The following is a 22,509-nucleotide window of genomic DNA, read 5'->3' as shown; positions in this document are numbered from 1 at the left end:
AAACTCGCTGGCAAGGCGCGGTCAGGCGACACCTTTTTTGGTGGGCCAGCGCCAGACAACAGGAAAAACCAGTTCCGGAGAGCATCCGGCGGGCGTCGCATGGCAGAGCCTGCGCGCCATGGGGGAGGACGGCGAGATGAAAACTGCAATCACGAGTCTTTTGGCCGCAACGGCCCTTGGCGCCATCTGGAGCTCCGGCGCGTTCGCCGCCGACCAGGGCCCGGTCAAGATCGGCGTCCTCAACGACCGCGCATCGGTCTATTCCACCATTACCGGCGAAGGCTCCGTCGTGGCGGCGCGCATGGCGGTTGAGGATTTCGGCGGCAAACTGTTCGACAAGCCGATCGAGATCGTGGCGGCCGACCACATGCACAAGCCGGACGTCGGCGCCTCGATCGCCCGCAAATGGTTCGACGTGGACGGCGTCGGCGCGGTGTTCGACATCTATTCCTCGGGCGTTGCTCTTGCCGTGCAGAAGCTGGCCGAGGAAAAGGACAAGATCCTCGTCGTTTCCATGGCCTCCAGCCGCGACATTTCTGGCAAGAACTGCTCGCCCAACGGCATGCAGTGGGCCAATGACGGTTATTCCGTCGCCAATCTGACGGTGAAGGGCAGCACCACGCCGGAACGCAACACCTGGTACTTCCTCACCGTCGACTACACTGCCGGCCACTCCATCGAAGCCGATGCGAAGAAGATCATCGAGAAGAACGGCGGCAAGTTCCTCGGCGCCGTGCGCTTTCCGCTGAACACGCCGGACTTCAGCTCCTTCCTGCTGCAAGCGCAGAATTCTGGCGCCAAAAACATCGCCGAGATCGGCGGCGGCTCCGACCTCACCAACGGCATCAAGCAGGCCGATGAATTCGGCATCAACGCCAACGGCCAGCAGTTCGTGCCGTTCTCGCTGACCACCGTTGATGTCTACGGCCTCGGCAACAAGGCCACCGCCGGCAGCCCGGCCGTGCTCAGCTACCACTGGACCGAGTCGCCGGAAGCAGCGAAGTTCGCCGAGCGCTTCAAGGCAAAGTTCGGCAAGATGCCAACTGACCCGCAGGCCAATGTCTACAGCGCCGTGAGCCACTACCTGAAGGCGGTGAAGGCCGCCGGCACGTCCGAGAACAAGGCTGTTCTGGCCAAAATGAAGGAAATGCCGGTCAACGACTTCTTCACGAAGGACGCCAAAATCCGCGCCGATGGCCGGCTGATGCGCGACATGTACTTCGCCACGGTGAAAAAGCCGGAAGAGATGAAGGACAAGGACGATCTGCTGACGCTGGTGAAGAAGTACCCGGCGGAAGAAGTCTTCATCCCGGCCAGCGAGAGCGAATGCAAACTGCTGAACCCGAAGGCCGGCGAGAAAAAGTAAACAGCCAGCTCCGTAATTTACCGGACTTCGCGATCACAAGAAAAACCGCCGGTTTCCCGGCGGTTTTTTGTGTCTGGCCAGTCTCTCATTGTCCGCCAGCCTGGCGCGATCCCAGAGAACGCGACCTCAGAGAAACTGCTTCGCCAGCTCCTCTTTTTTCACCTTGCCGGTGGCGGTCATCGGCAGCGCCTCCACCACCCGCACCTCCGGCAATTTGTAGACGGCGAGGCGCTCGCGGCAGAAGGCCAGCACATCGGCGGCCTCGACGCCGTCCTCCGGCTTCACCATGACGAAGGCGACCGGAACCTGACCCTTGTCCGGGTCTTCCCGGCCAATGACGCCGCTGCCGATCACCGAGGGGTGCTGGCCGAGCACCGCCTCGATCTCGGTCGGGAACACGCTCATGCCCTTGACCTTGAGCATTTCCTTGCGCCGGCCAAGGAACAGCATGAAGCCTTCTTCAGTAATCATGCCAAGATCGCCGGTGCGCAGCCAGCCGTCCCTGATCTCGCCGGCCGTGCCGCCAGGGCTGTTCCAGTAGCCCTTGAGCAGCGACGGCGTGCGCACGCACAACTCGCCCTCTTCCCCAAGCGGCATCAGCCGCTCACTCCCGAACTCCATGATCTTGAAATCCGTGCCGCCGGTGGGCAGGCCGCAGAACACCTGCCGTGAGTTCAGGTCGAAATCATTGTCCTGGAAGCCGCGGGTAAAACTGTCGAACGAGTGGGTTTCGGTCATGCCCCAGGCCGCTTCGCGCAGGGTCGAGCCGGTCAGGGCGCGCCAGCGCTCGCGGAACGGCACGTTGAGCTTCTTGACGAAGGAGGCCACCACCGCCTCGCGCAGCGAGGTCAGGTCATGCCTGCCCGCATCCGGGCGCTCCATGATCTCGACGGCGTTGTCGACCACCATGGCGGTGACGGTGACCTTGTAGCGCTCCACCTGGGCCATCCAGGCGGCCGGGTCCCAGCGGGCGAGCAGCACGCAGGTGGCGCCGGCAACCAGCGGCGCGATGATGCCCACGTCCTCGCCGGCGATCCAGAACACCGGCCAGAAGTTGATGATGACGTCGTCCGGGCCGATGGTCGCGGTGATGCTGCACATGCTGGCGCCGGTGAACAGCATGTCGCGCTGGGTGTGGATGCACCCCTTCGGCAGACCGGTGGTGCCGCCGGTGTAATTGAGGGCTGCGACGTCATCGAGGCTGACGTCAACGGCGGGCGGCGCGCCGGTTTCCGCCGCCATGGCGGCCATGAAGTCGATGACGCCTTCCGGCAGATCGGCCAGCGGCGCGTCGAGACCGGACGGAACCGGGCCGAACGGCGCCTCTGGCAGGAAGGCCGAAATCGCCGTGGCGAACACATGGGTCAGCTTGATCTGATCTTTCGCCGCGTCCACCACCGGCAGCAGCGCGTCCTGGGCAATCAGCACGCGCGCGCCGGTGTCGTTGACCTCGTAGATCAGCTCCGGCTCGCGGAACATCGGATTGATCGGGGCGTGAATGGCCCCAAGTTTCAGGATGGCGTGGAAGGCGATGAAGAACTGGGGACAACTGGGCAGGAACACGCCGACAGCGTCGCCCTTGCGCACTCCGGCGCCGTGCAGCACGGCGGCGAAACGGTCACTCAGCCGGTCAAGCTCGGCGTAGGAAATCTCGCGGCCATAGAAGATAATCGCCGCCTTGTCGGGCGTGCGCCGGGCCCACTCGCGCAGATAATGCGTGAGCGTGCGCTCGCCGAGCGGATAGTGCTGCTGGCGTGGAACGCCTTCTGGCCAGCGCGCCGCCCACAGGGCGCGAACATGTTCGAGATAGGCGGCCTCATTGGCCAGCCAGGCGGCGTTCTGTTCCTGTACGCTCATGGCGTCATCCCCCGTGGTCCGCGCCTTCCGGCCGGAACCTTCCATCACGCGCCAGCTTTGCGCCGGCATTTTTTCCCGGGAACCGGCGGCGCGAATGGCCGCCGGAAACTGGCGTCAGCTTGTCATGCCCTTGCGGGCCTTGCCAACAGCCTCACCACACGTCGACGCTGGGGCGCTTCTTGCCGGCGCGCGGGGCGATGGCGGGCAGCGACCTGAGGCCGCGCATGATCCAGCGCCGCGTGTCCATCGGGTCGATCACGTCGTCGACCTCCAGGAAGGTGGCGCCGGAGAGCGCCTTGTTCTTCTCGTACTCGGCGGCGACCATGGCGTCGAACCACGCCTTGCGCTCGGCTGCATCTTCGATCGCCATCATTTCCTTGCGGTAGGCCAGCTTGACGCCGCCCTCCAGGCCCATGGCGCCGAACTCGCCGGTGGGCCAGGCCAGGGTGAAGAACGAGGAATGGCCGCCGCCGCCGGCCATGGCCAGGGCGCCGAGGCCATAGCCCTTGCGCAGCACCACCGTGAACATGGGAATGGTGGCGTTGGCCGCCGCCACGAACATGCGCGACACGTGCCGCACCTGGGCGGTGCGCTCCACCTCCGGCCCCACCATCATGCCGGGCGTATCGCACAGCGACAGCAGCGGAATGTCGAAAGCATCGCACAGTTGCACGAAGCGCGCCGCCTTGTCGGCCGCATCGGAATCGATGGCGCCGCCCAGCACCTGGGAATTGTTGGCGATGACGCCCATCGGCCGGCCCTCGAAGCGGACCAGGGCGGTGACCATGGCCTTGCCAAAGCCGGCGCGCAGCTCCAGCACCGAATCCGCATCGGCCAGCGTGGCGATCACCTGGCGGATGTCATAGGCGCGCAGGCGGTTTTCCGGAATGGCGCGGCGCAGCAGCCGCTGGTCGGCGCAACTCCAGTTGCTGGTGCGCCCCTGGAAGAAGGCCAGATATTTCTTCGCCGCCGCGACGCCGTCGGCCTCGTCCTTCACCACCAGATCGATGACGCCATTGGGCGCCTGCACCGACACCGGGCCAACGTCCTCGGGGCGGAAGACGCCAAGGCCGCCGCCCTCGATCATCGCCGGGCCGCCCATGCCGATATTGGCGTTGCCGGTGGCGATGATGAGATCGCAGGCGCCGGCGACAGCTGCATTGCCGGCAAAACAACGGCCGTCGACGATAGCGACCGTTGGCACGAGGCCGCTGAGCTGGCCAAAGCGGGTGAACGTCGTGGTGTCGAGGCCGGCCGGCGTCGGCCACTCGTCGCCCGGACGGCCGCCGCCGCCTTCAGCGAACACCACCATCGGCAGCTTCCATTTGGCCGACAGCTCCAGCAGCCGGTCCTTCTTGCGATGATTGATGACGCCCTGGGTGCCGGCGAACACCGTGTAGTCGTAGCCCATCACGGCGCAGCGGGCGGCGTCCTCGTCGAACAGCGCGCCATTGACCGCGCCGAGGCCGGTGACCATGCCGTCGGCCGGGCTCATCTTCAGCAGGTCATCGAAGCTGCGGCGCTGGCGCTGGGCTGCCAGGGCGAGGCCGCCATATTCGACAAAGCTGCCGTCATCAACCAGATCGGCTATATTCTCGCGCACCGTGCGCTGGTTGGTCTTGCGGCGCCGCGCCACCGCATCCGGGCGACGATCGTCGTAGAGGATCGCGTGGCGCTCCAGCGCCTCGGCCAGGTCGGGGCGGATATGGTCGAGGTCGATTTCCTCCGCAACCACCGCCTCACCGCCAGCCACCTCGCCAGGGGTGAAGAAGGCCAGCGGATGGCCCTCGAACACCGTGTCGCCGGCGCCGACCAGCACCTGGGCGATGACGCCGGATTCCGGCGCCGCCACCACGTGCTCCATCTTCATGGCTTCGAGCACCAGCAGCGGCTGCCCCTGGCGCACCTCGGCCCCGGGAGCGATGTCGAGGCTGACGATGGTGCCCTGCAGGGGCGCGCTCACCGCCGCCATGCCCTCCGGCGCGTCGATGGCGTCGCCTGGCTCCGCCGTCTCATCGGCGACGGCCTCCGGCCCGGCGCCGCTGAACACCGCCAGCGGATCGAATTCTTTCGACGAACGGATCTTGCCGCGCCCGCCAGGCGCGCCCTGCTGGGCGCCGGCGTGGAACAGATCGGCCTGGACCGCAACGTCCGGCCCGACCAGTTCGCCCACGTGCTGCTCAAGGAAGCGCGTGCTGACATCGTTGGCGACAAACTTCGGGTGCGCAAGCAGCGCCCGCAGGAATGGCATGTTGGTGGCCACGCCCTCGATGCGGAACTCGCGCAGGGCGCGCAGGGTCCGCCGCACCGCCTCGTCATAGTCAGGCGCGCGGCTGTGCACGATCAGCTTGGCCAGCAGCGAGTCATAGCGCGGGCTGGTGACGTAGCCGACGTAACCGAAGCTGTCGACGCGCACGCCGGGCCCCGAGGGCGGATCAAAGGCGTCGAGCCGGCCGCCGGATGGACGCGCCTCGCCCTCCGGCGTGATCGTTTCCATGTTGATGCGCAACTGGATGGCGTAGCCGCGCGGCTGCATGCCGGCGGCAAGCCCGAGGTCAGCAAGGCTGGACCCGCCGGCGATGCGCAGCTGGGCCTCGACCAGATCGACGCCGTAAACCTCCTCCGTGATGGTGTGCTCCACCTGGACGCGCGGGTTCACCTCCATGAAGGCGAAATCCGTGGAGTCCGACGCGGCGTCGCCAGGCACAAGGAACTCGAAGGTGCCGAGGCCGGCGTAGCCAACCCGCCGGGCCATGCGGATGGCGGCGTCGCAGACGGCGGCGCGCATGGCCGGCGCCAGGGTGGGGCTTGGCGCGATCTCGACGATCTTCTGATTGCGGCGCTGGATGGTGCACTCGCGCTCGCCCAGATGGATGACGTCGACGCCGTCGCCCACCACCTGCACCTCGATATGGCGCACGTTGGGCAGATAGCGCTCGACATAAACGGCTTCATCGCCGAAGGCGCTCTTCGCCTCGGACTGGCAGCGACGGTACGCTTCCGCGATATCGTCATGGCAGGCGACCGCGCGCATGCCGCGACCGCCGCCGCCGGCGATGGCCTTGATCATCACCGCCGCGCCGGGGCCATGCGCCGCCTGCTGGGCCGCGAAGAACGCCTGCACCTCCTCCAGCGTCGCCGCGCCGGTCGTGCCGGCCAGCAGGGGAACGCCGGCCTCCACAGCCAGCGCCCGGGCTTTCGCCTTGTCGCCGAACAGCTCCAGCAGTTCCGGACGCGGGCCGACGAAGACAATGCCCTCTTCGGCGGCGCGGCGGGCGCAGGCGGCGCTTTCCGACAGAAAACCATAGCCGGGATGGATGGCGTCGGCGCCGCTCGCCTTCGCGGCGGCGATCAGGCCCTCGATATCCAGATAAGCGGCGGCGCCGACGCCGGCCAGGGCGACGGCCTCGTCGGCGGCGCGCACGTGGAGGGACTTCGCATCATCACTGGCATGGACGGCGATCGACGTGACGCCACACCCGGCGGCGGCGCGGGCGATGCGGATGGCGATTTCACCGCGATTGGCGATCAGCAGCCTGGAAATACGCGCGCTGGAGAGACTCATGGGGTTTCCCGTCCGGACAGCCGGCTGCTTCCGGAGAAGCGGCGGCCGCGAGGTTTTTCAGATTTCAGGTTCAGATTTTGGCACAGCCTAGGAGCGAACGGTGATTACGTCAATATATTGATACGTATTGCGACATGGCCATTCCCGGCCATTTGCCTCCGTGCAGGACCGTGACGTGACAAGACGCTGTCACGTCGGGCATACTGACTGGAGCCAGAGCATTTCCGGCACAGGCGGCGTCCATGTCCGCAACGGAAACGCCCAACCAGAAGACATGAAGCGCGTCAGCGGTTCAGACATCGCGCGGGCGCGTTTCAGGGAAGCAGAACAATGAACAAGCCGGATTTACACGGCGTCGGGGAGGTTGGTCCGTCCGGGCGCGCCGCACACGGACAGGAGATCGCGCCGGATCACGACATCAACAACAGGCTGTTTTTCCGCCTCTGCCAGGCCGCCAACCAGTATGAACGCACCGCGCATCGCGAGCTGAACATTTCCGCCATCCAGGGCGTCGTCCTGGGCGCGCTCTCCCGCTACATGCCGGACGGCATCGCCTTCTCCAGCTTCGTCGACTACATCGCCGTAAGCCGGCAAAATCTCGACGCCGTGCTGAAGCGCCTGGAGAAGCTCGGCTATGTGGAGCGGGTGGAGAACCGCCGCGACCGGCGGGTGCGCATGGTGCGACTGACCCCGGCCGGAGCCCGGGCCTGGGAAACCCTGGGCGGACGCACGGTGGAATTTTTCAGGCACGCGGCGGCCGGCATTTCTCCGGAAGAGAAGATCGCCTTCACGACAACGCTTGCCAAGGTCACGCGCAATTTGCGCCACCTGCGCATGACTGCCGACCACCGGGAAGCGCAGCAGGACGGCCAGGACCTGCAGGACATCGACGCCCGGCCGGACGCCGCCTCCGGGAGCAGCCGTGGCGGCGACCCGACGCCGGCCGGCGACTGACGGAAAATGCATCAATAAATTGACATAATAATTGCGGCGCGGCACATTTGCCTGCGGAAGTTCTGGCCACAGAAGCCACGCAGCAGGAAACGCCATGTCCGAGCAGACCACCGGGAATCCATCCGCCACAAAGGCATCCGTGCAGGAAACGTGCGCACAGGCCCCTTGCCCGCGGAATTCCCGCCCGCCCGCCCGCGATGATTGCGTGCTGCGTTACGTGCTCGCCCGGCGCGCGGCGGAGCAGCCGGACGGCGCTTTCCTGCGCCTTGCCGACGGGTCGGAGATTTCCTACGCCGCGATGCGCGACAGCGTGGTCACGATCGCCGCTGCGCTGGCGAAGCTGGGCGTCGCCCAGGGCGATACCGTCACCGTCTGGCTGCCGAACAGCGTCGACATGATCCGCGTCTGGTTCGCCATCAACTGGCTCGGCGCCACCTATGTGCCGATCAATGTGGCCTACCGCGGCAACCTGCTGGCTCACGTCATCGCCAACGCCGGTTCGCGGGTCATCGTCGCCAGCCCGGACCTTGTGCATCGCCTGGCGGACGTGGACCGGGCCGGGCTGACCACCTGCGTCACCGTCGGCGGCGATGTGGAGCCCGGCGTCGCCATTGCCGGCCTCGACATCCTCTCCGGCTCTGTCGCGCTGGCCGGCGATCCGGCGACCTTGCCGGAGTTGCAGCGGCCGATCGAGCCGTGGGACGTGCAATCGATCATCTATACCTCCGGCACCACCGGCCCCTCCAAGGGCGTGATCAGCAGCTACGCCCATCTGTTCCACATGAGCGGCCGGGAAGCCTGGCCAACCGTGGACGCTTCGGACACCTTCCTGTTCTACGGGCCGCTGTTCCACGTCGGCGGCACCCTGCCGGTGGTTGCGATGCTCAATCGCGGCGGGACAGTGGGCATGGCCGGCGATTTTGTCACCGACAGGTTCTGGGATCATGTGCGGGCCACGCAGGCCACGGTCACCATCCTGCTGGGCGTGATGACCACCTTTGTCGCCAAGGCGCCGCCCTCGGCGCGGGACCGGGACCACACCCTGCGCAAGGTGGTGATGATCCCGCTCGATGAAAACTGGCGCGCCTTCAAGGAGCGGTTCGGCGCGGAAGTGACGACGCTGTTCAACATGACCGAGATCAACGTGCCGATCGTCTCCGGGCCTTCGCCGGCCAAGGCGGGAACCTGCGGCCGGCCGCGCGCCGGCGTCGAGGTGCGCATTGTCGATGACCATGACTGCGAGGTCGGGCCGGGCGAAATCGGCGAACTGATCCTGCGCACCGACGCCCCCTGGGCGCTGAACTCCGGCTATTTCAAAAACCCGGAAGCGACGGCGCAGGCCTGGCGCAACGGCTGGTTCCACACCGGCGACGCCTTCCGCCGCGACGCCGACGGCGATTTCTTTTTCGTTGACCGCAAGAAGGACGCCATCCGGCGGCGCGGCGAGAACATCTCGTCCTTCGAGGTGGAGGTGGAGGTGCTGGCGCACCCGGCGGTGCGCGAATGCGCCGTGGTCGCCGTGCCCAACGAAACCTCCGAGGACGACGTGCTGGCCATTGTCGCCGCGACGCCTGGCGCGACCATCGATCCGCTGGAGCTGCTGGAGTTCCTGCGCCCCCGCCTCGCCCATTTCATGTTGCCGCGCTACATCCGCGTGCTGCCCGACCTGCCCAAGACGCCAACGCAGAAGGTGGAGAAGCACGTCCTGCGCAGCGCCGGCGTCACTGGCGATACGTGGGATCGTGAAAAGGCCGGCGTGAAGGTGGCGCGCGAAAAACTGCGCGGCTGACGGCTGGCGGTCGCCGCCTTGCGCAGCGGCGCGGACCGCCTTGCCGAAGACATACAATATACATACAATATGCCCATTGGCGATTGAGGGAATATTGTATGGCGCGGCAAGATGCGGGGTCCGGCGGCGGGCGCGAGGCGCGTCCGTCTGACGACATCTGGTCGCCGGCGATCAGCCGCAGCGGCGGCCCGTTATATCTGGCCATCGCCAACGCCATGGAGGCGGACATCGCCAGCGGCGCCCTGCCGGCAGGAACCCGCCTGCCGTCACAACGCGCTCTTGCGGCCCGCCTCGGCGTCGATTTCACCACAATAACCCGCGCCTACGCGGAGGCGCGCGGCCGGGGACTGATCGACGGCAAGGTCGGCCAGGGCACCTGGGTGCAGGCGTCCCCCGCCGGCCACAGCCAGGCGCCGGCCGTCGCGACGTCGCGACGCGGCGCCAGCCAGCCTGCGAAGCCCGATCCGCGCCCCCGCCCGCAAGCCAGCCAGCCTGAACGCACCCCAGAACGGGCTCCAGAACGGGCCCCTGGGCGCAGCGGCCTCGTCGATATGAGCATGAACCTGCCGCCGCCGGTTGGCGACAGCGACCTGGCGGCGCGCATGTGGGACAGCGTCGCCGCGACGGGACGCGACGGCGGGGCTGACCTGATGATGCGCTATCAGGAGCCCGGCGGCGCCGCCCAGGACCGCGAGGCCGGCGCCGCGTGGCTGGCCCCACGGCTGCCCGGCGTCGATCCGGCCCGGGTGCTGGCCTGCCCTGGCGCCCAGAGCGCCCTGCTCGCCGCCTGCCACGCCATCTGCGCCGCTGGCGACGCCATCGCCGCCGGAACCCTGGTTTACCCCGGCCTGATCGCGGCGACGAAGGTTCTGGGCCTGCGCCTGCTGCCCATCGCCATGGATAGCGAAGGACTGCTGCCGGAAGCGTTTGAGGCGGCCTGCAAGACCCAGGCCCTGCGCGCGCTCTACTGCAACCCCACCCTCAGCAGCCCCACGACCCGCACCCTGTCGCTACAGCGACGCCAGGCGCTCATCGCCATCGCCGCCAGCCACAACGTAACCATCATCGAGGACGACGCCTACGGGGCGCTGGCCCCCGATGCGCCGCCGCCACTGGCCAGCCTGGCGCCAGAGCAGGTCATCCACATTGCCGGCATGGCCAAATGCCTGGCGCCGGCGCTACGCGTCGCCTGGGTGGCGGCCCCGGATATCCGGGGCGCCACGCGCATCGGCGCGGCCATTGGCGCGACGGCATTGATGGCGTCGCCACTCACCGTCGCCATCGCAGCAACCTGGATACGCAATGGCGTGGCGGATGCGGTCCGCGACGCCATTCGCGCCGAAACCGCCGCCCGCGTGGCGCTGGCCCGGCGCATCCTGCCGGCGGCGTGCGTTACAGCCGACAGCAACGCCTTCCACCTGTGGCTCGACGCCCCGGCGCCGTGGCGCGGCGTCGATCTGGCCGCCCGGCTGCGCGTCGCCGGCGTGGCCGCGGTTCCGTCAGAGGCATTCGCCATCGGCCCCGCGCCACGGCAGGCGCTCCGCCTCGGTCTCGGCGTGCCGGCGCGGCGCGGCGATCTGGAGCGCGGCCTGCATATCGCCGCCGACCTGCTGGCGCGGGAGCCGGAGTTCGCCCATGGCGTCGTCTGACGCTGCGCCGGTTTTCGGGCTGCTGGCTTCAGATTCCGGGACTTCAGATTTCAGGGACTTCAGACCCCGAGGGCTTGGGCCTGCGGCAAACGCGCCTGGCCCGGCTGCGGATCGTTGACATACATTCCACTCAATATACATACAATATCATACATGCGGGCGCCCCGGCGCGGACCTGCGCGTCGCCAGACTGGCGGGCGCGACGGGGACCAGACCGGATTACCGCCGGCATTTGCAAGGATGCATTTCCTGGCGCGGGCGCGGACTGGAGCGTTTCCAGCGCGCCGCGCATCATGACGGCAGGGTGACCTCCCGGTCCGGCCTGAGCGGCTTTGGCCCAGGCTCTGGTCTGGCTTGGCCCGGAAATACCCGACACGAGGAACTGGCAATGTCTGACGGGACCCACTGGCCGCCCCTCCCCCCTTCCAGCACCGGACCGCGCGGCCTTTGTCCACGCTGCGGCCAGGGCCATCTGTTTACCGGCTATCTGAAGCTGGCGAAGAAATGCGAGGTCTGCGACCTCGACTATTCTTACGCCGACCCGGCCGACGGCCCGGCGTTCTTCGCCATCTGCGTCACCGGCATCCTGATCGGCGCCTTCGCCGTATGGCTGGAGGTAGCCTACACGGCGCCCTATTGGGTGCATCTGGTGACGACCCTGCCGCTGATGATCGTCGGCTGCATCCTGCCGCTACGCCCGCTCAAGGGCTGGCTGGTCGCCAGCCAGTATTTCCACAAGGCTGAGGAAGGCCGTCTCGCCGGCGCCTCCGGTCACTACCAGCTGGGCGAGGCCCAGGGCGGCTCGTGGCCGAAAGGCGGCGCCTGACCGAAGGGCGTAACGGAGCAGGATAAAGGCCGCGTTCCGCCGCCATGCACAGGAATGCAGCCTTCCCGCTGCCCGCCCCAAAAGACGCCGCGCGCCAGAAGCCGCCGCTGAAAGCGCCGCGCCGCACTGATGTTGCGCGAGCATCGCAGCCGCCAGTGGATGCGCCGCCGGCCCGCGCCATCCCCCAGGATGTGCTGGCGAGGCCCGGCCCGGCCTGCTACGATGGGAACGAACAGGAAACGCCGGCCGTCGGGGCGGCGCCATTTCGTGGCGATTGACGGCCTGCGCCGGATCGTCTCCCCATCCGCAACACACATTCCGCGCCGGCGCAGGGGCGGGATGGGCGCCATCCGGAGCCGGCGATGCATGACCCGCAGCCGACATTCTACGAGTTTTTTGCCGGGGGCGGCATGGCCCGCGCCGGCCTCGGGGACGGCTGGCGCTGCGCTTTCGCCAATGATTTCGATCACAAGAAGGCCCTGACCTATCAGGCCAACTGGGGCGCGCCCGGCGTAATCCAGGTTGGCGACATCCGCGCTGTCGGCGTTGATTCGCTGCCAGGCGTGGCCGATCTGGCATGGGCGTCGTTTCCCTGTCAGGACCTGTCGCTGGCCGGCGCCGGCGCCGGGCTGAAGGGCGCGCGCTCGGGCACGTTCTACGCGTTCTGGGACATCGTCCGCGCCCTGGCGGCGCAAGGTCGGGGGCCGCGCGTCGTGGCGCTGGAAAACGTCACCGGGGCGCTGACCTCCCATGGCGGCCAGGATTTCGCCGCCATCTGCCAGACCTTCGCCGACAATGGCTACGCCTGCGGCGCCCTGGTCATTGACGCCGCTTTGTTCGTGCCCCAGTCACGTCCGCGCCTGTTCGTTGTCGGCGTGCGCAAGGACCTGCCGCTGCCGCCGGGCCTGATCGCCCCAGGCGCCCTGGAGCCGTTTCACACCCGTGGACTGCGCGCGGCAATGGCCCGCCTCTCAGACGCCGCCCGCGCCAACTGGCTGTGGTGGAACGTGCCGACCCCGCCGCGGCGCAACCAGGGCTTCGCTGACCTGGTTGAGGACAATCCGGCCAGCGTCGCCTGGCATACGGAGGCGGAAACCCGGCTGCTGCTGGCGCGCATGTCTCCGGTCAACCTCGCCAAGGTGGAAGCGGCGCGCCGCGCCGGGCGTCGCATGGTAGGCGCCATCTACAAACGCACCCGCACCGACGCCAGCGGCGCCAAGGTGCAGCGGGCGGAAGTCCGCTTCGACGATGTGGCGGGCTGCCTGCGAACGCCAGCCGGCGGCTCCAGCCGTCAGGTGATCATGGTGGTCGACGGCGATCGCATCCGCTCCCGGCTGATCTCTGCCCGCGAGACCGCCCGCCTGATGGGCCTGCCGGACGAATACCGGCTGCCGCGCAATTATAACGAAGCCTACCATCTCACCGGCGATGGGGTCGCCGCGCCGGTCGTGCGCCATCTGGCCCGCCATCTTTTCGAACCGCTGCTCGGCGTTGCCGCGCAGCCCGCGCCGGTCGCCGCCAGCCAGTCCGGAAGCGGGGGCCAGATTTGAGTGAGGCGAGCGTTACCCGACCCGGCGTGACGCGGCATGGCGCAACGCAGGACGACGACGCGCCGCTGCTGTTTCCCGCTCTGGCGACGCCTGCGCCACCGCCCACGCCAGAGCAGCGCCCCGGCGCTGGCCGTGACAACGACGCCGCTCCGCCGTTTGAAACCGACGACCTGCGGCGCAATCTGGCGGTCTTTCTGGATACGCCTTTCACCGACCCCGTCACTGGCGTCACCCTGCCGGCAGGCAACTGGCGCTGGGGCGTTTACGCTTTCTACGATTATGACGGCGAGCCGATCTACGTTGGCCAGACCAACGAACGCCTGCGCACGCGGATCCGCCGCCATCTCACCAACCAGCGCACCGATGCGGTGGCCATGTCCGTGCTCGACCCATTCGAGGTGTTCGAGATCGAGGTATGGCCGCTGCCACAGTTTCAGGATGTCAGCCGCGCCGACAGCCGCGACGCCCGCGATGCCCTCAACGCCCTGGAGCACGCGGTCTATCTGGCGGCCATCGCCGGCAGCGCCTTCGGGGCCGTGCTCAACGAAAAGGACCCGCCCGCGCCGCGCGTCGCCATCACGCCGCCGCCGTCACTGCGTGGCGGCATCGTCTCCGAAGCGGTGGCCGCCATCCGCTCCCACCCGGACTTCCGCATTGCCCGCCGCGCCCTGGTGATCGCCCGGCTGGCGCAGGTGATCTCTGAACGCAAAGCTCCCGGCGGTCTGCGCCGGGTGCTGACCACCCAGGCGCGCCGGCTGCAATGGCTGGCCGAGCGGCGCTATCAGGCGCTGGGCGGCGCGGCCACCGTAGAAACCGCCGATGACGCCGAAGAAACCTGACGGGAAACCTGACAGCGCCCCCTCCCCAACGCGCAGCCGCATCATGCGCGCGGTGCGCTCCACCGACACCCGGCCCGAGATGACCGTCCGGCGCCTGCTGCACGCCATGGGCTATCGCTACAGGCTGCACCGCCGCGACCTGCCCGGCGCGCCGGACATTGTCTTTCCCGGCCGCCGCAAGCTCATCTTCGTCCATGGCTGCTTCTGGCATGGCCATGACTGCGCCCGGGGCGCCCGCATGCCCGCGAGCAACGCCGATTACTGGCGCGGCAAGATCGGCGGCAATGTTACCCGTGACGCCACCCATCTCGCTGCGCTGCGCCAGGCGGGGTGGCGGGTGCTGATCGTCTGGGAATGCCAGCTCAAGCTTCGCGAACGCCCGGCCCTGACGGCGCTGCTGCGGGATTTCATGGAAGATGCGGTCACATCGGCCCCGCCGCCGCCCGCCGCGTAACCCGGCTGCCCCATTGAACTGTTACAGGATCAAGATGCGGTGATCCCATCCGTTTCCGGCGGCCCTGAGACTGGACCCGTGGCGGGGCACGACCAACAACGGACAGCCACAGCCATCTGGATGCCAACATGAACGGCAACACGTCCCGCCCTGTCTCCAACCTGACGCTCGCGCTGTACTATCTCGCAATCTTCGTCGGCGGCGTCATTGCGCTGAACGTCCTGTATCTGCTGCTCGAGACATTCCTGCGCTTCAACCCCTCCAACGGCGCGGCGATGGCCTTCCTGCTGATGGTGGCTTCCGCTGGCAGCGTCGGCCAGATCTGGTACAGGCGCGAGCACGTCGGCCCATCCGGCGCCCGCGCGTGGCGGGTGGCCCTGCTGTGCCTCCTGGCGACAATACTGGTCCAGATTTTGCTGCTCGGTTTTTTCTATGTCGCCGCCGGCATGCCAGGCAGTCCACTGGGCGGGGCGCCTGCAAGCGAGCAGCCGTTGCTGGCCGGCGTCGTCGCCTTCGTGCTGTTGCTGCAACTTCTGCTCATCCGCCTTGGCCTGTTCATGGGCGGCCGCCAGGCGCAGAAGAAAGACAAACGGGCAATCGCGGAAACCTTCGAGTAATCGGCAGACGGATGCATCCGCCTCATCCGGCTTGATCGGGGCACAGGCGGAGCCTGAGCCTTTCAGGTCCTGGACGGGTCAGTTGGTATCCCCGGCGCTCGCAATCACGGCGCGCGCGGCCCGAACAGGATGATGGCCGCGCCGGCCAGGCACACCGCAGCGCCAAACGTATCCCAACGGTCCGGACGGACGCCCTCGACGCCCCACAGCCATAGCAGCGACGCCACGATGTAAACGCCGCCATAGGCCGCGTAAGCCCGTCCCGCCGCCTCACTGTCGACCAGGGTCAGCAGCCAGGCGAAGGCCGCCAGCGACACCAGACCCGGCGCCAGCCACAGCGGGCTTTTTCCCAGCTTCAGCCAGGCCCAGAAAGCGAAACAGCCGGCGATTTCAGCAAAAGCCGCGCCAATATAGGCTGCAATGGTCATTCGTCCTCCTTTTGCCCGCGCGCTGCTCATCACCCGCCAATTGCGTTTGCGCAAGATGCTGTTTGCGCCCCAGCGCTGGCGAAGCGCTTCGCGCCGGGCCACATGGAGGTTCGATGGCCCGCACCATGTGCGGGCCCCAGGGATGATGAGATCATGAAGAAAATCGGCTTCCTTTCATTCGGGCACTGGTCGCCTTCGCCGCACTCAGGAACCCGCTCGGCCGGCGACGCCCTGTTGCAGTCGATCGACCTTGCGGTGGCTGCTGAGGAGCTTGGCGCGGACGGCGCCTATTTCCGCGTCCACCATTTCGCCCGCCAGCTGGCCTCGCCGTTTCCGCTGCTCGCCGCTGTCGGCGCCAAAACCAGCCGGATCGAGATTGGCACCGCCGTCATCGACATGCGCTATGAGAACCCGCTGTACATGGCTGAGGATGCTGGCGCCGCCGATCTGATTTCCGGCGGCCGCCTGCAGCTTGGCCTCAGTCGGGGTTCGCCGGAGCAGGTGATCGATGGCTGGCGTTATTTTGGCTACGCCCCCGGCGATGGCGAGAGCGACGCGGATCTTGGCCGACGGCATGCGGAGGCGTTTCTGCAGGTGCTGAAAGGTCAGGGGTTCGCCCAGCCCAATCCACGCCCCATGTTCCCCAATCCGCCCGGCCTGCTGCGGCTGGAGCCCCATTCAACGGGACTGCGGGAGCGGATCTGGTGGGGCTCTGGCTCCAACGCGACGGCGATCTGGGCGGCGAAGCTCGGCGTCAACCTGCAGAGCTCGACGCTGAAGGACGACGAGACCGGCGAACCTTTCTATGTCCAGCAGGCGAAGCAGATCCGGGCTTACCGCGCGGCATGGAAAGAAGCCGGCCATGAGCGCGAGCCGCGCGTTTCGGTTTCCCGCTCGATCTTCGCCCTGGTGAACGACCAGGACCGCGCGTACTTCGGCAAGGGCAAGGATGCGGATTCGATCGGTTATATCGATGATAATACCCGGGCCATCTTCGGCCGCTCATACGCGGCGGAGCCTGACCGGCTGATCGAGGAGTTGCGCAAGGACGAAGCGATCGCCGAGGCTGACACCCTGCTGCTGACCGTTCCGAACCAGCTTGGCGTGGCCTACAACGCGCATGTCATCGAAGCGATTTTGAAGAATGTTGCGCCCGCGCTTGGCTGGCGCTGATTGCAACGCCCGCTCCCCATGCGCGCAGCTGAGTGCTCTAAAAAGGAAAACCCCCGGACGCCAATGCGTTCGGGGGTTATTGTGTTTTGGTTGCGGGGGCTGGATCTAATCTTCACTTGTTGCCCGAGCAAGTAAAGATGGTTGCGGGGACCGGCATCGATCACAACTTGCAATCGACGCCGGTAAAGATGGTTGCGGGAGGCTGCAACCACCATTACTTGCGACCTACTAATAGCCATTTTCCTATCAACGCCAAATCCAACGCGGGGAGAATGGTTGCTAAAAATAGCAGCTTTCATTCCGTCCTATTCCGAACAGCAGCGTGAGTATCGGTTACACTACAACTCAACCGCCACGTTCTCCCGGCGAAAAATCCGGCACTGCGCGCCGAACGCGGTCAGCGTAGGTTCGTTTGTCATCTATCACCTCTGACCGACCTGGAACGGGACGCAGGACATCGCCATGCAACTGCGCCCTCAGTTCCAGCCAACGCGCCTTGAGAACCTGCCAGTTGTGATCGTCGTATGTGCCACTGACGACAACAGGGTGAACCCGAATGCGGGGCGGGAGACCATCACCATGATCCCTCCATTTCCGCCATTCGCGAAGCCAAAGACTGTTCTTGCGATCCACACGCCCAATCTGCTGCTCGACAATGCCGGGATTCCACTCCGCGTGCAGTAGAATCACTGTGCGACAGGCCTCATGCAGATTCAGGCCCTCACGCCCGACGCGGGATTGCGCGAGGAGCACCATCGGCCAACTGGACGACCGGTTGAATGCAGATTGCAGCATACGCCGCGTTTGCGGTGCGGTTGCGCCTGACATCATCCTGGCGAAGTTGCCCTCGCGCCCGGAATAGTCGTTCAGCCAGGCATCCAGCCGGGCTTTCTGCGTATCGTTGTTCTCTGCTTCATCATCCCCGGCAAGCTCCAGGAGCAGTTTTTCGAACAGCCCGAGCATTTCCCGCCCCGTCCAGGAAGCGCCCGCAACTTCCCGCCTGCCACCAAGTGCCTCGAGCAAAGCCCCGAATTGAAGGTCTTGTTTGCCGTCCTCATGGCGCAGAATCTCTGACAGAAATGCAGCAGCTCCTCCCTCCAGCGCAAGGTCTTCCAACTCCCGATGAAGCCGTGCGAGTTCAGCCCGGCGCTCGCTCGCCCACTCCTGATAGCGGGTCTTCAACATCACATCGATTTCGTCGACCCCACCCGCCACCGCAAGATCAGGATCCCTCATCGCCGCAATGACTGCTGCTATATTGCTCTCCCCGATCCCACTGGCAGGCCAGTGCTGTCCGTCTCGCAAACGACGCAGCATCTCACGCGCGTCCAGCAGTCTGGTCAGCACATTCATCGGCGTCAGGAACCTGCCGAAGACGAGCACTTTCTCGCCGGCCCGTGTATAGGCCTCGATTTGTCTCACAGCCGCCAGGATCGCAGGGTGGCTATAGATGTCGTTGCTCTCAGCGGTGAAAGCTTCCGTCCAAAACCCCGCCGGACCAACGAGGTTTGCATCTGTCATGCCTGAAGGGCTGTCTTCCTCATCCTCTCCAAAGCCGCACCCATACCCCTGGGCAACGGCGAGCCTGACCCGTTTCACACGCGGATCATCCTGAGGGAGTAACGACAGCGCCTCAGCCGCACAAAAGCGGCGCAACCAGTCACGGGTAAAACCCTCTGCCTCCGGTGAAACCGGGATATCGGTGACCTCACGATAATCACCATGACTGTCTTTGAAGACGCAGAATTCGGGGTCACTGCGTTTGTCCCGGCGCAGGACGTATGGTCGCAATGCTGCGCAGAACTGCCGGGCGGAGGTCTCGAATTCCCCGGTCAGCGTCTCGTCCAGTTCTTCGGTTTGAATCCGACGAACAACATCCACATAGCCGGTGATCCATTCCGTCAGCTCTGCGAGCGCAGTAATATCCTGATCGTCATCGCGACCATTGAGCCGCTCCAGCGTGTCGATCCACTGGCTGGAGTCCAGCTCGACCGGGGTTGCGGTCATGCCCAGACGAAAAGGATCATCCGCTTCCCAGCTTACCGGGCCGAGAATGCGCGAAAGGCTTGAATCTGCGCCGCGCGCCTTGTGGGCTTCGTCAACGACTATGAGATCAAACTGACCCAGGCCATAGCCGATCAGCGGCAGGATCCTGTTCTTGTAATCGTCCGCCGAAAGCCATTTCTGATCGCCGTTAATGGCATCGCGCGACAGTTCGTGGTCCAGAATCGTTTGGGCAAGGCGGCGAGATCGGGTCGCATAGGGCGGGCCTCCGTGGTTGTGCAGGATGCCGCTGACGATCAGCGGCGTGTCATGCGCACGGTGGCGAAGGAGCGTCGGCATAGGGGATGAGAAAGATCGACGGGGTGAAATCCTCACCCCAGCCTAACGGCGGCGTCAGGGTTTGCGACGATGGCGCAAAAGGTCTTGATAGCCGCCATCGATGAGCGTGGTGGCAGATCGGACAAGGGCGATGACAGATGCCCGCAAAGCCGATGTCTTCCACGGCTCGGCCCGAACACGCTCCTCCCCATAGATCGCGATGGCAATCTCACGGTAGGTCGCGTGGTTGGCGTTTCCGTCAGCGGCTTGCATCATCAGGCGGAAACGCCGGCGCTGATACGGCGTCATCCTGGGGTCTCGGCGCGTGGGTTTCGCGGCCAGCACATGCCAGAGCCTGAGAACGGCTTCGAGCCGATCTGGCAGATCGTCGTCAAGCGGCAGGACAATCGCAGGCTGCGCAGCAGAGCCGGTTTCAGCCAGGATCAGATATTGGCCGTCCCCGTCGCGGCATGCGCCATATGCCCCCTCTGGCCCGCGGATGACATCAACAGGATCGACGGATAACGCGGCCGACGATGTGGTAAGGAAATCGGGCGTGGCCCCAAGCATCAGCACGGCCGGATTGGCAAGGGGTGACCAGATGACCGGTTGATCGAGCGCGGAATGTTGGGGATCTGCCGGGAAATCGCAACCCCCAGCGACGCTGGGCATCATCCGAAAGAGGAAGATGTCCAGCGTCTTGCGTTACAAGTTCATCGAAGCTGGCCTGATAGGCAGCGTTACGGCGTAAGCATTCCCACGCGACGCCCTCAACGGGCAGTGCATCGTAGAATTCATATTGGCTCTGGTCTCGCCAGCGGGAAGTATCCGGTTTCATTGCTCCGCTCCCGGTTGAAATTACACAGAGGTGGAGCGTGAAAAGATTCCGCCACATCTAAGAAGATGGAAGCTGGAAGGGAGGCATGGAGTGATGCCATCAGGGCATCACTCTGGCGTCAGCGCCGAGGTCAGTTGCGATCTGTCGGACGATGGAGCAACTGGCGATAGCCGCTCTGCGTCATCCAGCGTGCCCGTGCCAGATGGCTGTCATGGACTTGCCTGGCGCGCTCGGGTTCCTGAACAGGGTCGATACCGAACAGCACATTAACGGCTTCGGTCCATTCCGCGCCATCGTCGGCGGCATCGAGTAGCCGCATATAAAGCTTGATATGCGCGCGATCATACTCGGTGAGCTCGTCGCTAATGGGCGCAATGTCGTCGAAGGAGGGGGCCGAAGATGTCATATCGAGGATCGCCGCAAGACACAGGCCGCCGCCGCAGATCGATGATGGGGCCTGCGCCAATCAGCCGTCGTGGATCTGTCGGTGTCTCTTCTCGTCTTGGCCATGAACCAGCAACACTCCTTGCCCGCGATCCGTGGAGAGGAGAACAATCCCTGCTGCTTCAAGCGCCCGGCGTACCTGATCCCGCGTTGTCTCATACACCTCGAGCCGGCTCTCGGACTCAAGGCGCTTCAGGGCAGTCAGCGATATTCGGGCCTTGTCAGCGAGCGTCTCCTGCGTCCAACCCAGTAACGCGCGTGCGGCCCGCGACTGTCGAGCGGTGATCATGCATGATCACCTCCCATCGCGACCGGCGCGCATTCCAGAACTACGGCTATTTTAGTCGCCCTTTCCTTTTCTGCCAGATGAAATCGTCAAATCTGGGCAAGAGGTTATTTGGGCAGGACAACGCATAGGCCGTCCGATTCGCCTGCCTCGGCAAGGTTGTGGGGCGCTGATACTTGGATCGGCATCCGCACCGGTCGGCCACCAAAAGAGCCCCAAACGATCCAATTTCTCGAAGATGATATGTCTGAAGATCATATTCTTGGCATTCACGCCAGAGCATGATACGCATTCAGATCAATATCGCCGAAATGATCCGCAAAGGAATCATATGAAGATGGAAGCAGAAGCGCTCGGGTTGATCGGCGACCATTTTCGCCGCGCCCGACTGGCCGCCAGACTGACCCAGGAGCAGGTGGCCGATCTGGCCGGCATATCGCGTCCGCGCTACCGCGATGTTGAAACTGGGGCGGCGGCAGCGCGCACTACAACCTTGATCAATATTGCCCGAGCGCTCGGTCTGGAAATGATGCTCGTTCCCCAGGCGATGGTGCCCGCCATCGAAGCGCTCTTACACCCAGAGACCGAGGATGATCGCCCCGCCTTCAGCCCGCAACCGGAGAGCGACGATGATAGCCGCCCGCACCGCTGAGACCATCCCGTCACTGGACGTGTTCCTGAACAGTGTGAGGGTTGGCACGATCGTCAGAACACCAGGTGACTTCAACGCTTTCAGCCTTGACCCGGCGTATCGCGACACAGGAGGTTGCCCGGTTCTGAGCTTGTCATTGCGTGCCGCTACGGGGGGCCTGCGCAAAGACCCGCGCCCGGTCGCAGGCGCGTTGCCGCCCTTCTTCGCCAATCTCCTTCCCGAAGACAGGCTGCGCGAGGCGATGGAAAAGCACCACGCCGCCCATGTTCGGCCGGGGAATGATTTCGATCTCCTCGCGGCTCTTGGCGCGGATCTGCCGGGCGCAGTGCGGGTTCTGCCCAGTGACGGCCAACCGGGAGCCGCGACGGCGGCGTCCCCGGACAAGCCAAAAGCGCGCTTTTCGCTGGCGGGCGTGCAGATGAAGCTCTCGGTGATGAAGAACACCGGCAAGGGCGGCAGCCTGACCTTGCCGCTCGGTGATGGCGAAGGGCAGTATATTGCCAAGTTCCCGTCTACGGCCTTTCCGGGTGTGTCGGAAAATGAGTTCGCGAACCTTGCGCTTGCCGAAGCCATCGGCATGGAGGTGCCGGAGCGGGAGTTGGTCGGTCGCGACCAGTTCGAGGGCATTCCCGAAGAATTCGAGACGCTCGCCGAAGGTCTCGTCCTGCTGGTCCGGCGCTTCGATCGCGGAACCGATGGACGGCGCATCCATATCGAGGATTTCGCGCAGGTCTTCGGCCTGTACCCGGCGCGTAAATATGACGGAGCAGCCTCCCACGACATCGCATCCGTGCTGAACGTGGCAATCTCGCCCTTTGCCGCACTGGAGTTTGTCCGGCGGCTGACCTTTTCGGTGGTCATGGGCAATGGCGACATGCACTGTCCGACATCAGCGCCCAT

20 protein-coding genes are annotated in these 22,509 nt (G+C 65.6%); 12 read left to right on the top strand and 8 right to left on the bottom strand.

Features of this window, described 5'->3' with window-relative positions; genetic code table 11:
* Window positions 1–136: 136 nt before the first annotated feature.
* Window positions 137–1,366 (top strand): ABC transporter substrate-binding protein, encoded by a 1,230-nt coding sequence (locus tag ACERNI_RS17420; protein ID WP_448834493.1) that lies wholly within the window; start codon window positions 137–139, stop codon window positions 1,364–1,366.
* A gap of 126 nt (window positions 1,367–1,492) precedes the next feature.
* Here ACERNI_RS17420 and ACERNI_RS17415 read toward each other — a convergent pair whose 3' ends face one another.
* The gene (locus tag ACERNI_RS17415) at window positions 1,493–3,223 is read right to left on the bottom strand and encodes an AMP-binding protein (protein WP_448834492.1); all 1,731 of its coding nucleotides are present in this window, start codon (window positions 3,221–3,223) and stop codon (window positions 1,493–1,495) included.
* A 151-nt stretch (window positions 3,224–3,374) separates the two neighbouring features.
* Window positions 3,375–6,788 (bottom strand): carboxyl transferase domain-containing protein, encoded by a 3,414-nt coding sequence (locus ACERNI_RS17410; protein ID WP_448834491.1) that lies wholly within the window; start codon window positions 6,786–6,788, stop codon window positions 3,375–3,377.
* Window positions 6,789–7,118: 330 nt separating this feature from the next.
* On the opposite strand from ACERNI_RS17410, the gene ACERNI_RS17405 reads away from it, so the two are divergent.
* From ACERNI_RS17405 to ACERNI_RS17370, 8 genes are all read left to right on the top strand, one after another.
* Complete coding sequence (locus ACERNI_RS17405) at window positions 7,119–7,742, top strand: MarR family winged helix-turn-helix transcriptional regulator (RefSeq protein ID WP_448834490.1); 624 nt, start codon at window positions 7,119–7,121, stop codon at window positions 7,740–7,742.
* A 205-nt stretch (window positions 7,743–7,947) separates the two neighbouring features.
* Complete coding sequence (locus tag ACERNI_RS17400; RefSeq protein ID WP_448834489.1) at window positions 7,948–9,531, top strand: AMP-binding protein; 1,584 nt, start codon at window positions 7,948–7,950, stop codon at window positions 9,529–9,531.
* A gap of 98 nt (window positions 9,532–9,629) precedes the next feature.
* Entirely contained in the window at window positions 9,630–11,180 is a 1,551-nt protein-coding gene (locus ACERNI_RS17395; protein WP_448834488.1) for an aminotransferase-like domain-containing protein, read from the top strand.
* 388 nt (window positions 11,181–11,568) lie between these two features.
* Window positions 11,569–12,006, top strand: a complete 438-nt coding sequence (locus ACERNI_RS17390) for a DUF983 domain-containing protein (RefSeq protein WP_448834487.1) — start codon at window positions 11,569–11,571, stop codon at window positions 12,004–12,006.
* Between the two features lie 362 nt (window positions 12,007–12,368).
* Window positions 12,369–13,556: a DNA cytosine methyltransferase gene (locus tag ACERNI_RS17385; RefSeq protein ID WP_448834486.1), complete on the top strand. Its 1,188-nt coding sequence runs from the start codon at window positions 12,369–12,371 to the stop codon at window positions 13,554–13,556.
* On the top strand, window positions 13,553–14,395 hold the full coding sequence (locus tag ACERNI_RS17380; protein ID WP_448834485.1) for a GIY-YIG nuclease family protein: 843 nt from the start codon (window positions 13,553–13,555) through the stop codon (window positions 14,393–14,395). Before ACERNI_RS17385 ends, ACERNI_RS17380 begins: the two co-directional genes overlap by 4 nt.
* The gene (locus tag ACERNI_RS17375) at window positions 14,376–14,849 is read left to right on the top strand and encodes a very short patch repair endonuclease (protein ID WP_448834484.1); all 474 of its coding nucleotides are present in this window, start codon (window positions 14,376–14,378) and stop codon (window positions 14,847–14,849) included. The genes ACERNI_RS17380 and ACERNI_RS17375 overlap by 20 nt, the downstream gene beginning before the upstream one ends.
* A 128-nt stretch (window positions 14,850–14,977) precedes the next feature.
* Entirely contained in the window at window positions 14,978–15,466 is a 489-nt protein-coding gene (locus ACERNI_RS17370; RefSeq protein ID WP_448834483.1) for an ABZJ_00895 family protein, read from the top strand.
* 104 nt (window positions 15,467–15,570) lie between these two features.
* On the opposite strand, the gene ACERNI_RS17365 is transcribed toward ACERNI_RS17370, so the two are convergent.
* On the bottom strand, window positions 15,571–15,894 hold the full coding sequence (locus tag ACERNI_RS17365) for a YnfA family protein (protein ID WP_448834482.1): 324 nt from the start codon (window positions 15,892–15,894) through the stop codon (window positions 15,571–15,573).
* A gap of 153 nt (window positions 15,895–16,047) precedes the next feature.
* Between ACERNI_RS17365 and ACERNI_RS17360 the strand changes: the two genes are divergently transcribed.
* Window positions 16,048–17,067: an LLM class flavin-dependent oxidoreductase gene (locus ACERNI_RS17360; RefSeq protein ID WP_448834481.1), complete on the top strand. Its 1,020-nt coding sequence runs from the start codon at window positions 16,048–16,050 to the stop codon at window positions 17,065–17,067.
* 345 nt (window positions 17,068–17,412) lie between these two features.
* On the opposite strand, the gene ACERNI_RS17355 is transcribed toward ACERNI_RS17360, so the two are convergent.
* From ACERNI_RS17355 to ACERNI_RS17335, 5 genes are all read right to left on the bottom strand, one after another.
* Window positions 17,413–19,410, bottom strand: coding sequence for a helicase-related protein (locus tag ACERNI_RS17355; RefSeq protein ID WP_448834480.1), 1,998 nt, complete (start codon window positions 19,408–19,410; stop codon window positions 17,413–17,415).
* A 54-nt stretch (window positions 19,411–19,464) separates the two neighbouring features.
* Entirely contained in the window at window positions 19,465–19,959 is a 495-nt protein-coding gene (locus ACERNI_RS17350; RefSeq protein ID WP_448834479.1) for a DUF2285 domain-containing protein, read from the bottom strand.
* The gene (locus tag ACERNI_RS17345; protein ID WP_448834478.1) at window positions 19,895–20,227 is read right to left on the bottom strand and encodes a transcriptional regulator domain-containing protein; all 333 of its coding nucleotides are present in this window, start codon (window positions 20,225–20,227) and stop codon (window positions 19,895–19,897) included. The genes ACERNI_RS17350 and ACERNI_RS17345 overlap by 65 nt, the downstream gene beginning before the upstream one ends.
* A 130-nt stretch (window positions 20,228–20,357) precedes the next feature.
* Window positions 20,358–20,633 (bottom strand): DNA -binding domain-containing protein, encoded by a 276-nt coding sequence (locus tag ACERNI_RS17340; RefSeq protein ID WP_448834504.1) that lies wholly within the window; start codon window positions 20,631–20,633, stop codon window positions 20,358–20,360.
* 60 nt (window positions 20,634–20,693) lie between these two features.
* Complete coding sequence (locus ACERNI_RS17335; RefSeq protein WP_255329992.1) at window positions 20,694–20,960, bottom strand: helix-turn-helix domain-containing protein; 267 nt, start codon at window positions 20,958–20,960, stop codon at window positions 20,694–20,696.
* A gap of 328 nt (window positions 20,961–21,288) precedes the next feature.
* Here ACERNI_RS17335 and ACERNI_RS17330 point away from each other — a divergent pair, with 328 nt between their 5' ends.
* Together ACERNI_RS17330 and ACERNI_RS17325 are read left to right on the top strand one after the other, a co-directional pair.
* Entirely contained in the window at window positions 21,289–21,609 is a 321-nt protein-coding gene (locus ACERNI_RS17330; protein ID WP_448834477.1) for a helix-turn-helix domain-containing protein, read from the top strand.
* Window positions 21,587–22,509: type II toxin-antitoxin system HipA family toxin (locus ACERNI_RS17325; protein WP_448834476.1), on the top strand; the 923-nt coding region annotated here is incomplete at its 3' end. The genes ACERNI_RS17330 and ACERNI_RS17325, both read left to right, overlap by 23 nt.

The organism is Camelimonas sp. ID_303_24, from assembly GCF_053543495.1.
The sequence above is the reverse complement of the archived record's forward strand: the minus strand, read 5'-3'. Positions and strand labels throughout refer to the sequence as shown.

What these genes read in the sequence shown, in the direction of transcription:
- ACERNI_RS17420 (WP_448834493.1), top strand. Translation starts at nt 137, where the DNA reads ATGAAAACTGCAATCACGAGTCTTTTGGCCGCAACGGCCCTTGGCGCC.
- ACERNI_RS17415 (WP_448834492.1), bottom strand. Translation starts at nt 3,223, where the DNA reads ATGAGCGTACAGGAACAGAACGCCGCCTGGCTGGCCAATGAGGCCGCC.
- ACERNI_RS17410 (WP_448834491.1), bottom strand. Translation starts at nt 6,788, where the DNA reads ATGAGTCTCTCCAGCGCGCGTATTTCCAGGCTGCTGATCGCCAATCGC.
- ACERNI_RS17405 (WP_448834490.1), top strand. Translation starts at nt 7,119, where the DNA reads ATGAACAAGCCGGATTTACACGGCGTCGGGGAGGTTGGTCCGTCCGGG.
- ACERNI_RS17395 (WP_448834488.1), top strand. Translation starts at nt 9,630, where the DNA reads ATGGCGCGGCAAGATGCGGGGTCCGGCGGCGGGCGCGAGGCGCGTCCG.
- ACERNI_RS17390 (WP_448834487.1), top strand. Translation starts at nt 11,569, where the DNA reads ATGTCTGACGGGACCCACTGGCCGCCCCTCCCCCCTTCCAGCACCGGA.
- ACERNI_RS17385 (WP_448834486.1), top strand. Translation starts at nt 12,369, where the DNA reads ATGCATGACCCGCAGCCGACATTCTACGAGTTTTTTGCCGGGGGCGGC.
- ACERNI_RS17375 (WP_448834484.1), top strand. Translation starts at nt 14,376, where the DNA reads ATGACGCCGAAGAAACCTGACGGGAAACCTGACAGCGCCCCCTCCCCA.
- ACERNI_RS17370 (WP_448834483.1), top strand. Translation starts at nt 14,978, where the DNA reads ATGAACGGCAACACGTCCCGCCCTGTCTCCAACCTGACGCTCGCGCTG.
- ACERNI_RS17365 (WP_448834482.1), bottom strand. Translation starts at nt 15,894, where the DNA reads ATGACCATTGCAGCCTATATTGGCGCGGCTTTTGCTGAAATCGCCGGC.
- ACERNI_RS17360 (WP_448834481.1), top strand. Translation starts at nt 16,048, where the DNA reads ATGAAGAAAATCGGCTTCCTTTCATTCGGGCACTGGTCGCCTTCGCCG.
- ACERNI_RS17355 (WP_448834480.1), bottom strand. Translation starts at nt 19,410, where the DNA reads ATGCCGACGCTCCTTCGCCACCGTGCGCATGACACGCCGCTGATCGTC.
- ACERNI_RS17350 (WP_448834479.1), bottom strand. Translation starts at nt 19,959, where the DNA reads ATGCTTGGGGCCACGCCCGATTTCCTTACCACATCGTCGGCCGCGTTA.
- ACERNI_RS17345 (WP_448834478.1), bottom strand. Translation starts at nt 20,227, where the DNA reads ATGAAACCGGATACTTCCCGCTGGCGAGACCAGAGCCAATATGAATTC.
- ACERNI_RS17340 (WP_448834504.1), bottom strand. Translation starts at nt 20,633, where the DNA reads ATGACATCTTCGGCCCCCTCCTTCGACGACATTGCGCCCATTAGCGAC.
- ACERNI_RS17335 (WP_255329992.1), bottom strand. Translation starts at nt 20,960, where the DNA reads ATGATCACCGCTCGACAGTCGCGGGCCGCACGCGCGTTACTGGGTTGG.
- ACERNI_RS17330 (WP_448834477.1), top strand. Translation starts at nt 21,289, where the DNA reads ATGAAGATGGAAGCAGAAGCGCTCGGGTTGATCGGCGACCATTTTCGC.